13 protein-coding genes and 1 tRNA gene are annotated in these 15,225 nt (G+C 68.8%); 9 read left to right on the top strand and 5 right to left on the bottom strand.

Features of this window, described 5'->3' with window-relative positions; translation table 11 throughout:
* Positions 1 to 22 precede the first annotated feature (22 nt).
* The 3 genes from AC3ENX_RS01770 (at position 23) to AC3ENX_RS01760 (ending at position 2,022) form a co-directional block, all read left to right on the top strand.
* Positions 23 to 1,438 (top strand): DUF2130 domain-containing protein, encoded by a 1,416-nt coding sequence (locus AC3ENX_RS01770; protein WP_434810122.1) that lies wholly within the window; start codon positions 23 to 25, stop codon positions 1,436 to 1,438.
* Positions 1,439 to 1,601: 163 nt separating this feature from the next.
* Positions 1,602 to 1,901, top strand: a complete 300-nt coding sequence (locus tag AC3ENX_RS01765) for a hypothetical protein (RefSeq protein ID WP_434810121.1) — start codon at positions 1,602 to 1,604, stop codon at positions 1,899 to 1,901.
* A complete protein-coding gene (locus AC3ENX_RS01760; protein ID WP_434810373.1) occupies positions 1,894 to 2,022 on the top strand; it encodes a hypothetical protein in 129 nt (42 codons plus the stop codon). Before AC3ENX_RS01765 ends, AC3ENX_RS01760 begins: the two co-directional genes overlap by 8 nt.
* Before the next feature lie 282 nt (positions 2,023 to 2,304).
* Here the strand turns inward: AC3ENX_RS01760 and AC3ENX_RS01755 are convergent.
* A tRNA-Arg gene (locus AC3ENX_RS01755) sits at positions 2,305 to 2,376 on the bottom strand.
* A gap of 408 nt (positions 2,377 to 2,784) precedes the next feature.
* Here AC3ENX_RS01755 and AC3ENX_RS01750 point away from each other — a divergent pair.
* The 5 genes from AC3ENX_RS01750 to AC3ENX_RS01730 all read left to right on the top strand — a co-directional run bounded on the left by AC3ENX_RS01750 (position 2,785) and on the right by AC3ENX_RS01730 (position 6,546).
* Complete coding sequence (locus AC3ENX_RS01750) at positions 2,785 to 3,474, top strand: hypothetical protein (RefSeq protein WP_434810120.1); 690 nt, start codon at positions 2,785 to 2,787, stop codon at positions 3,472 to 3,474.
* Between the two features lie 2 nt (positions 3,475 to 3,476).
* The gene (locus AC3ENX_RS01745; RefSeq protein ID WP_434810119.1) at positions 3,477 to 3,632 is read left to right on the top strand and encodes an AraC family transcriptional regulator; all 156 of its coding nucleotides are present in this window, start codon (positions 3,477 to 3,479) and stop codon (positions 3,630 to 3,632) included.
* A 65-nt stretch (positions 3,633 to 3,697) separates the two neighbouring features.
* The gene (locus tag AC3ENX_RS01740; protein WP_434810118.1) at positions 3,698 to 4,225 is read left to right on the top strand and encodes a hypothetical protein; all 528 of its coding nucleotides are present in this window, start codon (positions 3,698 to 3,700) and stop codon (positions 4,223 to 4,225) included.
* A 194-nt stretch (positions 4,226 to 4,419) separates the two neighbouring features.
* A complete protein-coding gene (locus AC3ENX_RS01735; protein WP_434810117.1) occupies positions 4,420 to 5,088 on the top strand; it encodes a hypothetical protein in 669 nt (222 codons plus the stop codon).
* Positions 5,089 to 5,133: 45 nt separating this feature from the next.
* On the top strand, positions 5,134 to 6,546 hold the full coding sequence (locus tag AC3ENX_RS01730; protein WP_434810116.1) for an HNH endonuclease signature motif containing protein: 1,413 nt from the start codon (positions 5,134 to 5,136) through the stop codon (positions 6,544 to 6,546).
* A 272-nt stretch (positions 6,547 to 6,818) separates the two neighbouring features.
* Here AC3ENX_RS01730 and poxB read toward each other — a convergent pair whose 3' ends face one another.
* Together poxB and AC3ENX_RS01720 are read right to left on the bottom strand one after the other, a co-directional pair.
* Positions 6,819 to 8,549: a ubiquinone-dependent pyruvate dehydrogenase gene (poxB, locus tag AC3ENX_RS01725; RefSeq protein WP_434810115.1), complete on the bottom strand. Its 1,731-nt coding sequence runs from the start codon at positions 8,547 to 8,549 to the stop codon at positions 6,819 to 6,821.
* Positions 8,550 to 8,649: 100 nt separating this feature from the next.
* Positions 8,650 to 9,633, bottom strand: coding sequence for a PCC domain-containing protein (locus tag AC3ENX_RS01720; protein WP_434810114.1), 984 nt, complete (start codon positions 9,631 to 9,633; stop codon positions 8,650 to 8,652).
* A 215-nt stretch (positions 9,634 to 9,848) separates the two neighbouring features.
* Here AC3ENX_RS01720 and AC3ENX_RS01715 point away from each other — a divergent pair, with 215 nt between their 5' ends.
* Positions 9,849 to 10,130 (top strand): HesB/IscA family protein, encoded by a 282-nt coding sequence (locus AC3ENX_RS01715; protein WP_434810113.1) that lies wholly within the window; start codon positions 9,849 to 9,851, stop codon positions 10,128 to 10,130.
* Between the two features lie 56 nt (positions 10,131 to 10,186).
* Here the strand turns inward: AC3ENX_RS01715 and AC3ENX_RS01710 are convergent, their stop codons facing one another.
* The gene (locus tag AC3ENX_RS01710; RefSeq protein WP_434810112.1) at positions 10,187 to 13,588 is read right to left on the bottom strand and encodes an error-prone DNA polymerase; all 3,402 of its coding nucleotides are present in this window, start codon (positions 13,586 to 13,588) and stop codon (positions 10,187 to 10,189) included.
* A 66-nt stretch (positions 13,589 to 13,654) separates the two neighbouring features.
* Positions 13,655 to 15,220, bottom strand: a complete 1,566-nt coding sequence (locus tag AC3ENX_RS01705; RefSeq protein ID WP_434810111.1) for a DNA polymerase Y family protein — start codon at positions 15,218 to 15,220, stop codon at positions 13,655 to 13,657.
* Positions 15,221 to 15,225: the final 5 nt, after the last annotated feature.

Raw genomic sequence — 15,225 nt, 5'->3', positions numbered from 1 at the left:
ACTCGACAGGGAGGAATCATCCATGAACGAAATCAAGTGCCCCCACTGCGGAACGGTGTTCACAGTGGATGAGGCGGACTACGCCAACCTCGTCAATCAGGTGCGTACGGCGGAGTTCGAGAAGGAGCTCCACGCGCGTCTCGCGGAGGCGGACAAGGCCAAGCTGGCCGAGATCGCGCTCGCTGAGGCCAGGGCAACCCAGCAGGGCCAGCTGGCCATCGCGGAGAGGGAGGCCGAGATCCAGCGACTGAAGGCCGACCTCGGCGGCGCGGATTCGGCCCGGGAGCTGGCCGTGACGAAGGTGGCCCAGGCCGCACAGGCGGCCGCCGCCGAGAAGGATGCCGAGATCGAGCGGCTGCGGACCGACCTCAAGGGTGCCGAATCCGCCCGTGCGCTCGCGATCGCACAGCTCGCGCAGGAGGCGCAGGCTGCCGCCGCGGAGAAGGATGCTCAGATCCAGCGCCTGAATGGCGACCTCGAGAAGGCCGCCACCGCCGAGGAACTCGCCGTCGCCAAGGCGGTGTCGGACGCCGAGCGGAGACTCACCGAGACGAAGAACCAGCTCGCCCTCCAGTCTGCGGAGCACAAGGTCAACGAAGTCGCCCTCAAAGAGTCCCACTCGAAGGAACTCGCGCTGAAGGACGAGCTGATCGAACGCTACAAGGACATGAAGGCGAAGCTCTCGGTCAAGCTCCTCGGCGAGACGCTCGAGCAGCACTGTGAGACCGAGTTCAATCGCGCGCGTTCGCTCGCATTTCCGGATGCGGCGTTCGGCAAGGACAACGACGCCTCGGGTGGCACGAAGGGCGACTACGTCTTCCGAGATTTCAGCAACGACGGAGTCGAGTACATCTCGATCATGTTCGAGATGAAGAACGAAGCCGACGCGTCGACGACCAAGAAGAAGAACGCCGACTTCCTCGCGAAGCTCGACAAGGACCGCAACGACAAGGGCTGCGAGTACGCCGTTCTCGTGTCGATGCTCGAGGAGGACTCCGAGCTGTACACGGGCATCACGGACGTGTCCCACGAGTACCCGAAGATGTTCGTCGTCCGGCCGCAGTTCTTCCTCGCCATCATCGCTCTGTTGCGCAACGCCGCCCAGGACACCATCCTCGTGAAGGCCGAGCTCGAGCAGGTCAAGAAGCAGAACATCGACATCACGAGCTTCGAGTCGGACCTCGATGAATTCAAGTCGGCGTTCGGACGCAACTACGACGTCGCCAAGCGCAAATTCGAAGCGGCGATCAAGGACATCGACGCCGCCATCGATCGGCTTCAGCGGGTCAAAGAGAGTCTGCTCGGGTCGGAGAACAACCTTCGCCTCGCGAACGACAAGGCCACCGCCCTCACGGTGAAGAAGCTCACCAAGGGCAACCCGACCATGCAGGCGCGGTTCGCCGAGCTCGAGTCACGGGACGAAAAGCCCGCGGCCTGATGCACGGATCGATGGCCTCCCCGCCACCATGATTCGACGTCCGCCGTCTCTTATCCGCAGCTCGTATCGAGCTCATTGACGACGTTCTGTCGATGTCCGACACTGGCGCGACACTGACGCTGGCGTCGACGAAGTCAGCGAGGTAGCGACGGGCACGATCACGGTGTGCGACACGGTGAAGGGCCGCCGCTACCGCGTGCGCTACCGGGAGAACGGGGTGCTGGTCGGGTGGGAGGTCCACGTCGGCACAACCAAGACCCACGAGCGGCGCTCGGTGCCGTACCCAGAGCGGCTGGCGCCGCTGATCGACGTGGCCTGTGCGGGCAAGGCACCTGACGGGCTGCTCTTCGGCAACGGTCACACGCACATGAAGAACGAGTGGGATGAGCGAGGCTGGTTCGCGACCGCGAGCCGGCGCGCGCAGGCGATAGACCCGTCGATCCGCCGGGCTCACGATCCATGACCTGCGGCACACCGCCGCGTCACTCGCGATCGGCTCCGGCGCGAACGTGAAAGCGGTGCAGCGGATGCTCGGTCACGCCCGCCGCGATGACGCTCGACACGTACGCGGATCTCTTCGATGACGACCTCGACGCAGTCGCCGGCAGCCTCAATGTCTCGACGAGTGCGATCGCCTTGCCGACGTCCCTCAGCGTCCCGACAGGCCGCCGCGCGTACTGAGCGAATTGCTCAGGCACCGAAATCGGCCACCCGCAACACCCTACTAATGGCGCCCCTTGATAGACACCCGGCACAGGCACCTCACGGTGCCGAGATCCCAAAAAGTGTGGGCAGAATGTGGGCAAAAGCCGAAATCGATGGGGCCGGACCTCAGTGAAACACCAGATCAAAGCGCAAAAAAACGGTGCCCCTGGAGGGACTCGAACCCCCAACCGTTTGCTTAGGACGCAACTGCTCTTCCATTGAGCTACAGAGGCTGGCCCATCGAGTCTATCCGCCGTCGTCGTCCGCTCACCCCGCGGCCACCAGCATCCGCCCCCACGCGCAAGGCGTTCCAGCTCGTCGGCCTCGGCCGCGCGCACTGCGGCCGTGCCCGAGTCGAAGAGGGTCAGCTCGGGCACTGACGTCGCGAAGTAGTCGACGGCATCCGGTGCCGCACGTAACTCGGCCGCGCGGGCATCCAGCGCGCGCCACACGACCTCGGCCGCCGACTCCTCCCCCAGCGACACGAACGCGACGCCCTCCCAGAACGTGCGCGCATCGGCGGGGCGCGGTGCGACCGCGAGCGGCGTCGACGCGACAGCTGCGCGCCACGCGGCGGCTGCACCATCGGCATCCCCCATCGCAGCGCGCGCCCGCCCCAGCAGCACCCACCGCTGCACCGGATGCTCCGCCGGGTGCCGGCCCTCGCCGAGCGTCATGGGCGGCACGAATCCGGACTCGAGCAGCGCCGCGGCCTCGGCGGGCGCCTCGGGCAGCAGCCGCTCGGCGAGCGCGCACGACGCACGGTCGAACGCCGCGATCACCAGCCCCTCGCCACCCTCGAACGGGCGGAACCGCCTGGTCGTCAGCAACGTCCACGCCGCATCGACCCGCCCGACATCGAGCAACAGGTTCGCCCAGCGCACGGCCAGATCATCACGCTCCGCAAGAAGATGCCGATGCCGCTCCAACAACGCCAGCCGCTCCCACGGCCCAAGGCCACGCCGCACCGCCAGCACGTCACGCTCGAACACGAGCCGGGCATCGTCGCGCAGCTCGAGGGCATGCACGAGCGCCGCATCCGCCGCCTCATCGTCACCGTCCGCCGACACGAGCGCGATCGCCAGGTTCCGCCACACGACCGGATCGGTGGCACCGGCATCCGTCGCGGCGCGCAGCCGGTCGAGCGCATCGACGTGGCGTCCGGCGTCGAGCAGCCACATGCCGAGCAGGCCTGCAGCCACGGCATCCGTCGCATCCGCCTCAACCGCAGCGACGAGCGCGTCGTATTGATCCAGCCCCGCGGGGAAGGCGAGGGCGGCCGTTCCGTGAGGCGACCGGCGGCGGGGTGCTCGCGCATCACACGGCGCTGAAGATGGCGCGTGCGCGGTCCGTGTTGGATACGTCTGACCTGCCCGTGGCTGAGGTCGGGCGGCTCGTCGGGATGGACGATGCCTTCTACTTCTCGCGGCAGTTCCGGCGAACGCACGGGATGAGCCCGCGCGCGTATCGGGAGATGCGGAAGGGCTAGGTTCTCCGGTGGTGGCCTGTGGACAACCCCGGCTTGCGTGCACGCGGGTGGGTACCGTGGGGTGCATGACGCGGCGCACTCCCCCTGCTCTCGCCCTCGCGACCATTGCCGTTGCGATGCTGGCGACCGGCTGCACGCCCACCCCCGAACCGACCCCGACACCGACCGGGTTCGCGAGCGAAGAAGAGGCCTTCGCGGCGGCGGAGGAGACCTATCGGGCCTATGTGGATGCCGTCAACGACGTCGACGTCTCGGACCCAACGACCTTCGAGCCTGTGTTCGCGTTTCTGTCGGGCAACGCCCTTGAGGGGACGAAGAAGGCCTATAGCCAACTCCACGCCGATGAGATCACCATGGAAGGCGACTCCATTCCAACGAGCGTCGAGATCCTTTCCACATCAACGGTGGCGGAGGCCACACTCGACATCTGTCTTGATGTCTCGCAGGTGACCGCAGTCGATCCGGACGGCAACAGCATCGTGAGTACGTCTCGACCGGATATTCAGCCGCTGCGAGCGACACTCGAGGCGCATGAGGCACATTGGCGTATAGAGGCGCTATCCGATCGCGATGATGGCGCGTCATGCGAGTAGCGGTCTATTTGGCCAGTCTGGCACTCGCAGCATCCGCAGCCACGGGGGTCTCGCCTGAATCTACCTGCAATATCCCTGGCGTGGGGTGCAGCAATTCATTGAATACGCAATCTGGGACCCTGGACGTCGCTGGCAGTCGAACTGAGGAAGCGATTACGCCTTCATCAAGAGACGGTGAATGGGCGCCGCGTCTTGTGGATGACTTCCAGGCGGGCGGCGGCAGCGATGCGTTCGATAGCTCGACCAACGCAGACGAGACAACACCCGACTCCCTCTGCTGGCGCGTCGACAGCGGTCGCATCGAGGAGCAGCTCGACGACTGCGACGCCGCACCCGAAGACCCCGACGAAGACGAGCCCGCCGAAGACACCGTCGAGACGTTCTCGGTCACGATCACCGATCTTGTCTCGTTCGCACCGCGCGGGGTGACGACGATCGTCGAACCCGACGGGCTCGGCCTGATCGGCATGCCCGTCAACTTCGTCGCCCCAGCCGACGTGCACACTGCGACGGGGCAGCTCTTCGGCTTCGACATCGCGGCCCGCTTCACGCCGGTCGAGTTCGTGTTTGTGTACGGTGACGGCACGTCGCAGACGACCTCGGCATCCGGCCAGAGCTGGAACGCGCTCGGCCAAGCCCAGCTGACCGCGACAGACACGAGCCACGCCTACGCCGAACGTGGCACGTACACGGCGCACACCGTCATCCGCTATTCTGCTGAGGTCGACCTCGGCGCCGGTTGGATTCCCGTGCCCGGCACCCTCGACATCCCCACCGCCGACGTCGACATTCAAATCTTCGAAGCCCACACCGCGCTCGTCGAGCACACCTGCGAAGAGGACCCCACCGGCCCCGGCTGCTGATCGTCCCTTTCAGCGAATGTCGGAACCCCTCTCTAGGGTGAAGATATGAACATTTCGCCGAACGCGTGGGGACCCGATGCTCCCCTCAGCCCCGATCCGCTCGCGGATCTGCTGGGCGATCCCGCGTTCGTCGAAGCACGGTTCGCCGAACTGATGCGCGCCTACGAAGCCGGCGAGTGCGACGACCTGGATTGCTTCAGAGAGCCGTTCCCTCCTGCCGTCGAGCAAGAACTCCTCGATCACGATCCCGTCGCCGAACTCGTCCGCCGCAGTCGCGCGCTCGTCGCCGAGCAAGACCGCACCTTCAACGACCTCCTCGTCGACGCAGCCGCCGACCCCGACCCGTGGGTCGGCGCGGACCCCACCCACGACCCGCTGTGGCAAGATCCGCGCGGACGCTCCGCCGCAACCGTCCGCGCCGAACGCCGCGACTTCGCCATCCGCGCAGCAGCCGCCGACCTCGCCGTGCGCGTGCAACTCTCCGAGCAAGCGGTGCGTGGGCGCGCCCATCGGGCAGGCGTGCTTCGCCAACGGATGCCGCGGCTCTGGGCCGCATACACCGCAGGCGACGTGTCCGAGCAGAACGCGGCATCTGCTGCCTCCCTTGCCGACTCGCTCCCCGCCGACGCCGCCGGCGCGTGGGAGGCATTCGACGACGCCATCACCGACGCAGCCACACGGCTCGCACCGGGACGGTTCCGCACCCGCGCACGCGCCGCCCGCGAACGCATCCACGCCGAATCACTCGACGTCCGCCACGAACGCGCCGCAGCCGATCGCGACATCTTCGTCACCCCCGACCTCGACGGCATGGCCACCCTCAGCGCATTTCTGCCCGCAGCCAGCGTCCGCATGATCGAAGAAGAGCTCGACGAGCGAGCCCGAGCCCTTCACAGCGCACCCGACGAGACCCGCACGCTCGCGCAACTCCGCGCCGACGCGTTCGTCGACCTCCTCACAGGCACCGATAGCGACCCCACCCGCTCCCGCGCCACCGTGTTCCTCACAATCCCCGCGCTCAGCCTGCTCGGCCAGGGCGACGAGCCCGCCATGCTCGACGGCTACGGGCCGATCCCACTCGACGACGCTCGCCGACTCGCCGGCGACGCGACGCAGTGGATCCGCGTGCTCACCGACCCCATCACGGGCACCATGCTCGACGTCGAACGCACCACCTACCGCGTTCCGAAATCACTCCGCCGCTGGCTGGCCGTCCGCCGCGGCACGTGCATCTTTCCCGGATGCGGACGCTCCGCCCACCGCTGCGACATCGACCACCGCATCCGATGGACAGACGGCGGCCACACCAGCGCGCACAACAACGATCCGGTGTGCGAACCACACCACCGGGTGAAGGAAGAGACACTCTGGGCGCTCGACCGAGACCCGGCGACTGACGACCCCGTGTGGACCAGCCCGACCGGTTTCCGCTGCACCGCGGACCCGCCGCCCTTCTGACACCCCCACGCCACAGGCGGAATCCCCTCACCCACCGGCACCCGGAAACACCGACGCGTCACCTCACCGACCGCCGCGATCGCGAGCACCAACCCGCCGATGACACCCCACGTGACGGCATCCACCGTCCCCGCGATAACCGCGCCCGCAAGACTCGTCCCAAGCGGCACAGCCAACAGCGTCTCAGCAAGCAACGCGTTCGCGTGCCCCGCGATCGTCGGATGCAAGAAGATCGCGTACAGCACCCCCACCACCGGGGCCTGCCGCGGTCGTCAGTCGAAGAGGCGACGCCACACGTTGGTGTCGGCCAGGTCGAGCAGCTCATCACCGCGGCCGCTGAGCACCGTCTTCAACGCCCACACCGTGAACCCCTTCGCCTGCTCGAGTGTGATCGACGGCGGCATCGACAACTCCTCGCGCGCCGTGACCACATCCAGCAGCACGGGGCCGTCGGTGGCCAGCATCCGCTCGATCGCCGGACGCAGGTCGGCACCCTGTTCGACCCGGATGCCGGTGATGCCGACCGACCGCGCCACATCGGCGAAGTTGGGGTTGTCGAGGTCGGTGCCGAAGTTCACGATGCCGGCGGCCTTCATCTCGAGTTCGACGAAGTTCAGCGACGCGTTGTTGAACACCACGATCTTCACCGGCAGGTCGTTCTGCCGAATCGACAGCAGATCGCCCATGAGCATGGCCAGTCCCCCGTCGCCGGCCAGCGCCACCACCTGCCGCGACCGGTCGATCGCCTGGGCGCCGAGCGCCTGCGGCATGGCGTTGGCCATCGACCCGTGGATGAACGAGCCGATCAGTCGCCGCTGCGGCGTCATGGTGAGGTACCGGGCGGCCCAGATGACCGGGCTCCCCACATCCGCGGTGAAGACGGCGTCGTCGTCTGCGAGCTCGTCGAGCAGCTTCGCGACGTACTGCGGGTGGATCGGCGCCTTGCCGTCATCGACGGCCAGCTCGTCCAACCCCTTACGGGTCTTGCAGTAGTGGGCGACGCTGTCGTCGAGGTGCTTCGAGCTGCGCCCCTCGGCGATGCGCGGCAGCAGGGCGGATGCGGTCTCTTTCACGTCGCCGACGACGCCCAGGTCGATGGGGGTACGCCGCCCGAGCTGTTCACCGCGCAGATCGACCTGCACGATCTTCGCCTTCGCCGGATAGAACTGCCGGTACGGAAAGTCGGTGCCGAGCATGAGCAGCGCGTCGCACTTCTCCATCGCGCGGTACCCCGACGAGAACCCGAGCAGCCCCGTCATGCCGACATCGAACGGGTTGTCCCATTCGATGTGCTCCTTGCCGCGCAGCGCGTGCACGATCGGCGCCTGCAGCCGTTCGGCGAGCGCGATCACCTCGTCGTGGGCGCCGGCGACGCCGGCTCCCGCCAGAATCGTGACCTTCTTGGCATCGTTCAGCAGCGCCGCCACCGCATCCAGCTCGGCATCGGCGGGCAGCACGCGAGGCGCCGTCGCGCGGATCGGTGCGGTCTCGCGGCGCCCGGGCGCATCGCTGAAGAACACGTCGCCGGGCACGACCACCACCGCGACGCCACGCTTCTCGACGGCGGTGCGCATCCCGGTCTCGAGCACCCACGGCAGCTGCGACGGATCTCCCACCAGCTCGGCGTACACACTGCACTCGCGGAACAGTTCCTGGGGGTGGGTCTCTTGGAAGTACCCACTGCCGATCTCGGCCGACGGGATGTGCGAGGCGATCGCGAGCATCGGCACCCGGTTGCGGTTCGCGTCGAACAGGCCGTTGATGAAGTGCAGGTTGCCCGGGCCGCACGACCCCGCGACGACGGCGAGTTCGCCGGTGAGTTCCGCATCCGCCCCCGCCGCGAACGCGGCAGCCTCTTCGTGGCGTGCGTGCAACCACCGGATGCTGCCGTCGCGCCTGAGCGCGTCGGTGAACGCGTTGAGCGAGTCGCCCGGCAGTCCCCAGATGCGGGTGATGCCGGCACGGACGAGGGTGTCGACGAAGAAGTCGGCGATGTTCGACATATCGGTGTGCTCCGTTCTCAGAACTCTTCGTATTCGGCTGGGTCTTGCGCGGCGGTGCGCCCGTCGGGCGGACGGAGTGTGCGGATGCGGGTTCGCCGCGTCAGGCCGGTGGCGGTGTCCACAGCTCCACTTCGCTGCCCGTGCCGTACCAGTGGCCGCCGGGCAGGGTCTGCAGCTCGATGATCGACCCCCACGGGGCGCGCAAGTACACGCTGGCGTTTCCGGGGGTGTCTTCGTGCCGGCAGTTCGGGTGCGGTTCCGACAGCGCGTGCGCGCCGGCGGCAACGGCCCGCCCGGTGACCGCGTCGATGTCGTCGACCAGCAGCGCGACGTGTCCCCAGCCGAGATCGGCGAGTCCGGTCGCACCCTGCCGCTGCGGCGTGTGCACCTCGAACACCTCGAAGCCGGGACCGGTTCCGATCTGCAGCATCCGCTGCGCGACGATCTGCGCCCCGGCAGGCAACCCCAGTTGCCGCTCCACCTCGGCGCCGCCGCGCGGCTCGTCGTCGGGGGTGAGACCGTCGTAGGCGACCCGCGCACCGAACGCCTCGCGCAGAAACACGGTGGCCGCCTCGATGTCGGGCACGGTCACCCCGATGTGGTTCACCCCACGCGGCAACGACGGGTCCGCGGATGCCGCGGCGGCAGCATCCGATCGGTCGATCGCGATCAGTTCGAGGCCGGTGTCGGGGTCGCGCTCTTTGCGCACGCTCGCGGGCGTCTCGATGAGCGTGACTTCCATCGTCGGGAACACGTGCAGTTCCGCGATGTGGCCGGCCAGCGCGCTGCCGTCGCGGCGCCCGAGCACACCGTGCGCATGCAGTACCGGACCATCCGCGTCCCAGGCGATATCGCCGACGAACGACCCGATCTCGACTTGTTCGTCGCGCGTGGTGAACTCGTACGCTTCGCTGCCGGGTGCGAGGAACCCGAGCACGCTGCGCGATGCGGCACCGATCGCGGTGAGCGCAGCGGAACGGATGCCGCGGTCCCGCGCGAACCCGGTGATCTCAGCGCACGCCTCGTCGCCCTTGTCCATGACGAGCAGATAGCGGCGCAGACCCCCCTGTTCGTAGAGTCGCATCGATTTCACTGGAGCGCTCCTCCCTGCCGCACGTTCGGCCCGACCCGCTTCACGTTACGCCGATCGGCGTCGACACGAGTGGCCTGCGCGGCGGCCGAGTGACCGAACCTCCGTATCCGGTGTGAGAACCACCCCATGGTGTGTCACAGGTTGCATGCCCGCGCCGGGTTCGGAATCGTGGCCCGTCCGCAGCAATCCACGGAAGGAGAGCACCCATGCTCACACTCACCGAGAACGCCACCAGCGCCGTCAAGAACCTGGCATCGCAGATCCCGACCGAAACCGGCGGCCTGCGCATCAGCGAAGCGGCAGCCCCCGAGACCGGCTACGCGCTCAGCCTCGCACCGTCCCCCGAACCGCAGGACCAGGTCGTCGAAACCGACGGCGCCCGCGTATTCGTCGACGAAGCCGCCGCCGTCGCACTCGACGACCGCGTGCTCGACGCACGCGTCGGCGAAGACGGCTCCGTCGGCTTCGCGCTGGCCCAGCAGGCCTGACGCCCCACGACGTTCGAGGCCCCGACCGGATCCGTCCGGGTCGGGGCCTCGTGCGTTCACCGGAAGTCACGAGACCGATGCGGCATCCCCACCCGCAGATCCTCGAACTTGTCGGCCAACAGGTTCGTCACCCCCTCGGGCGAACGCTCCAGGATGCCGCGGACGACCAGCGCCGGACTGTCGCGCAGCACCCGCCGATACCGCCCCCACACCCCCTGTGAGCAGATCACGTTCACCAAGCCGTGCTCGTCCTCGAGGTTCACGAACGTGACACCGGATGCCGTCGCCGGCCGCTGCCGGTGCGTCACCAGCCCCGCCACCTCCACCCGCCGGCCGGTCTCGTGCGAGCGGAGTTCTTGCGAGGTGAGCACGCCCCTGGCATCCAACTGCGCCCGGTAGTGGGTGAGCGGGTGATCGTCTGTCGAAATGCCGGTCGCCCACAGGTCGGCGGCCAGCACGTCGTAGCTGGTCTGATCGGGAAACAGCGGCGGCTGCACCGACACCATCGAATCGGGCAGGTACTGGGCACGGTCCTGCGACGCGGAACCGGCCAACCAGATGCCCTCACGCCGCGTGATCCCGAAGCACTCGAACGCACCCGCCGTCGCCAGCGACTCCAGCTGCGCGGTCGTCGCATCGGTGCGGCGCACCAGGTCGCGAAGGTCGCGGTACGGACCGTTCGCCTCACGCTCCGCGACGATCTTCTCCGCCATCGCACTGCCGATACCGGTCACCGATGCGAGCCCCAGCCGTACCGCGAACGCGCCGTCGCGACGGTGCGCGGCGGACTCGTCGGGTGCGGACAGGTCGAACGGCGGGACGGGCGGCTGGCGGCGGTCGGCGCAGGTGGGGAGGCCGGTGGGTGGGCGCAACCCCTCCCCAGCAGCATCCACCGGTTCGAGGGTGGCGTCGGCGCGGGAGGCGTGGAGGTCGGGACGGCGCACCTGCACGCCGTGGCGGCGGGCGTCGGAGGTGAGGGTCGCGGGCGAGTAAAAGCCCATCGGCTGCGCGCGCAGCAGCCCCGCCAGGAACGCGGCGGGATAGTGCAGCTTGATCCAACTCGACGCGTAGACGAGCAGGCCGAACGACAGTGAATGGCTCTCGGCGAACCCGAAGTTCGCGAACGCCTGCACCTTCGCATAGATGTCCTCGGCGACCTCACCCACCAGACCGTTCGCCGCCATCCCGTCGAACAGTTTCTGCTTGAGCGACTCGATGCGCTCCACCCCGCGCTTGGAACCCATCGCGCGGCGCAACAGATCAGCATCCTCACCGCTCAGCCCACCCACGGCCATGCCCATCTGCATGAGCTGCTCCTGAAAGATCGGAATGCCGAGGGTGCGCTCCAGCACCGGCTTCAGCTTCGGGTGCGCGTACGTCACCTCTTCACGGCCGAGCTTGCGCCGCACGTACGGGTGCACCGCCCCGCCCTGGATGGGCCCCGGCCGGATCAGCGCGATCTCGATCACCAGGTCGTAGAAGCGGCGCGGCTGCAGGCGCGGCAGCAGCCCCATCTGCGCGCGCGACTCGACCTGGAACACCCCGATCGAATCGGCCCGGCACAGCATGTCGTAGACCGCGGCCTCCTCCTTCGGCAGCGTCGACAGCTCCCACCGCTCCCCCGTCGCCCCCGCGATCAGATCGAAGCAGTACTGCAGCGCCGCCAGCATCCCGAGCCCGAGCAGATCGAATTTCACCAGGCCCATCCACGCGGCGTCGTCCTTGTCCCACTGGATGACGGTGCGATCCTGCATGCGCGCGTGCTCGATCGGCACCACCTCACCCACCGGCCGATCGGTGAGCACCATGCCGCCGGAATGGATGCCGAGGTGCCTCGGCGCCTTCAACAGCTCGGTCGCATACGCGATCACCCGCTCGGGGATGTCGTTGTCGCCGGTGCTGTAGCTGCCGTCCCACCGTTCGACCTGCTTCGACCAGGCGTCCTGCTGTCCCGGCGAATGCCCGAGCGCCTTCGCCATGTCGCGCACCGCGTTCTTCGGCCGGTACTGGATGACGTTCGCGACCTGCGCCGCCCGATCCCGCCCGTACGTGCGGTACACCCACTGGATGATCTCTTCACGCCGGTCCGAATCGAAGTCGACGTCGATGTCGGGCTCCTCATCGCGCAGCGCCGACAGGAACCGCTCGAACGGCAGGTCGTACGCGATCGAATCGACCGCCGTGATGTCGAGCAGGTAGCAGACGGCACTGTTGGCCGCAGACCCGCGACCCTGGCACAGGATGCCGCGGCGCCGCGCCTCGGCCACGATGCCGTGCACGATGAGGAAGTATCCCGGAAAGTCCTTCTGCTCGATGACGCCGAGCTCCTTCTCGATGCGGGCGCGGTCGGCGTCTGAGGCATCCGGATACTTGCGCGGCACCGCCTCCCACACCAGGTGCCGCAGCCAGCTCATCGGCGTGTGCCCGTCAGGCACCGGCAACTTCGGCAGTGCAGGCTTCGCACGCCGCAGCGGGAATGCCGTCTCGTCGGCGACGGTCACGGTACGCGCGACCGCACCGGCGTATCGGCGGAAGCGCCTGGCCATCTCGGCACCCGATCGCAGGTGCGCGCCGGCATGCGAGGGCAACCAGCCGTCGATCTCGTCGAGCCCCCGGTTCGCGCGCACCGCGGCGACCGCTGCCGCCAGATGCACCCGCTCGGGCACGGCGTAATGCACGTTGTTGCTCGCCAGGATCGGCAGCCCCCGGTCCCGAGCGAGCCCGGCGAGGATGTCGTTGTCACGCGAATCACGCGGCCCGCCGTGGTCGAGCAGCTCCACCTCGACGGCATCCCGGCCGAACCGCGAGACGAGCAGGTCGAGCTGCTCCCCCGCCGCGGCAGCCCCTCCCGCGGCGAGGGCCTGCCGGACGGCGCCCTTGCGGCATCCGGTGAGGATCGTCCACGCGCCACCTGCCTGCTCGGCGAGCTCGTCGAGGTCGTAGCGCGGCCGGCCCTTCTCGGCGCCGGCGAGTTGCGCGTGGGTGAGGGCGGCGGCCAGCCGGTGGTAGCCCTCCTCACCGCGCGCGAGCACCAGCAGATGGGAACCTGCAGGATCCGGTTCGCCGTTCTGCGGCTTGGGCAGCTCGAGCGACAGCTCGGCGCCGAACACGGTCTGCAGCTGCACCGCCTCTGCCGCCTCCGCGAACCGGACGATCCCGTAGAACCCGTCGTGGTCGCTGATCGCCAGGGCGTGCAGCCCCAGCCGTTCCGCCTCTTCGACAAGGTCCTCGGGCGACGACGCGCCGTCGAGGAACGAGAACGACGAATGCGCGTGCAACTCGGCGTACGGCACGACGTTCTCGGGCCGTACGATCGGCGGCGGCACGTACGGCCCGCGCTTGTGCGACCAGGCGGGACCGTCCCCGCCGTCGGCACCGGGCGGGGCAGACGGTTTGCGCCGCCCGCTGAGCAGCCGCTCCATCTCGGACCATGAGACGGACGGGTTGTTGAAGCCCATCAGTCGTACTCCTTTCGTGCGCTCTGGGACGTTTCGTCTCGCCTTCGGCTCGCTCAACGACCGGGGTCAGTCGTACCGCCCCTCGGCCTGCCAGGCGCCGTCTTCGCACACCAGCAGCCAGGCGGTCTGGGTGAGGTCGACGATCTGGAACCGGTGGGCGTTTCGGGCACGCTCGGGATCCCAACCTCGCTCGATCACCGGCCACGGCCCCGCCCACGTCTCGATGCGACGGGTGCGGCCCGACTCGACCAGCGCGACCGGCTCGGCGGTCGGCTCGCCGCGCTCATCGACGGCCACCATGTCACCGTCACGGTCGATCACGGCCACCGCGACCCCGGGCGGGAACACGGTCGCCGGCAGCGGATCGGGCAGACTCCCCGGCCACGGTCGCCGCCGGTCGTGCGTCGTCACCACCCGGTCGCCCCACGGCACGAGCTCCTGCCGTTCGGCCAGCCACCGCCCGCCGCCGACCACCGGCGTGACGACACCCCGGTGCCCGAGCATCGCCTGCACGCGCGAGAGCGCATGGTGTACGCGTTCTTCGGGCCCCGAACCGAACAGGGTCGCGGTGTGGTGGGATGCCGCATCCACCGCCTCGGGCGCGATCCGCACCCGCACCACCCCGCTCGACAGGCGCTGCTCGGCCAACTGCCACCGCACCCGGTCGACGACCGCCGCCGCATCGAACGCCCCCGGATGCAGCCACACCCGGTCGCTGTGCTCGCCGCGGTCACCGGTGATCTGCACGCGCAACTCGGTGCAGACGAGATCCACCGCGCCGAGCCCCTCGACGAACCGGTCGGCGTCGACCCGCACCCCGAACGCGACCTGTTCGGCGAGCTCGAGCGGTGGTTCGAACTCGATCGTGCGATCCAGCTCTGGCGGTGGCGTGCGCGCAGTGACCGGCCTGGCGTCGCGCCCCGCGGCGAGCGCGTGCAGCCGTGCGCCGCGCGGTCCGAACCGGTCCACGAGCAGCGACGGTGCGATCTCGGCCACCTGCCCGAGCGTCTGCACGCCGAGCCTGGCGAACAGGTCGACGACATCGCCCTCACCGGCGCCGCCCGCCGCCGCGGCGAGCACCGCGACCGACAGCGGCGCCAGGAACGCGGCCGACGCCCCCTGCGGCACGATCCGCAACGGACTGTCTGCCGCCGTGCCGACCCGCGCCGCCTGCTCGGCGGTGAACGGACCGTCTGCGACACCGGCACGCACATCGACGATCCCGGCATCTTGCAACGCACCGGTCAGCACCGTCACCGCGGCCGCCTCGCCACCGTAATAGCGGGCGGGACCCTTGGCGTGCAGCACGCACAGCCCCGGTTCGACCAGTTGCACGCCCGGTGCGAGTTCTTCGAGGCGGGCGATCAACGGTGCGAACACCCGGTTGTCCCGCACCTCATCGGCATCGGCGACGACTACCTGCGGGCACCGCGACTGCGCATCACGGCGACGCTGCCCCACCCGCACCCCCTCGGCGCGGGCGGCCGGCGAGCACGCGATGACCGTGCCCTTCGAGAACACCGCGATCGGCAGCGCCGGATCGGGCGGATCATCACCGTCGCGAGTGAGCGCGACGACCGGCCAATCCGGCATCCACACCACGAGACTGCGGGTGAGTGCTGCGGCATCCATCGCCA

It is taken from the genome of Microbacterium sp. bgisy189, assembly GCF_057707225.1.
This window is presented reverse-complemented; position numbering and strand designations above follow the sequence as displayed.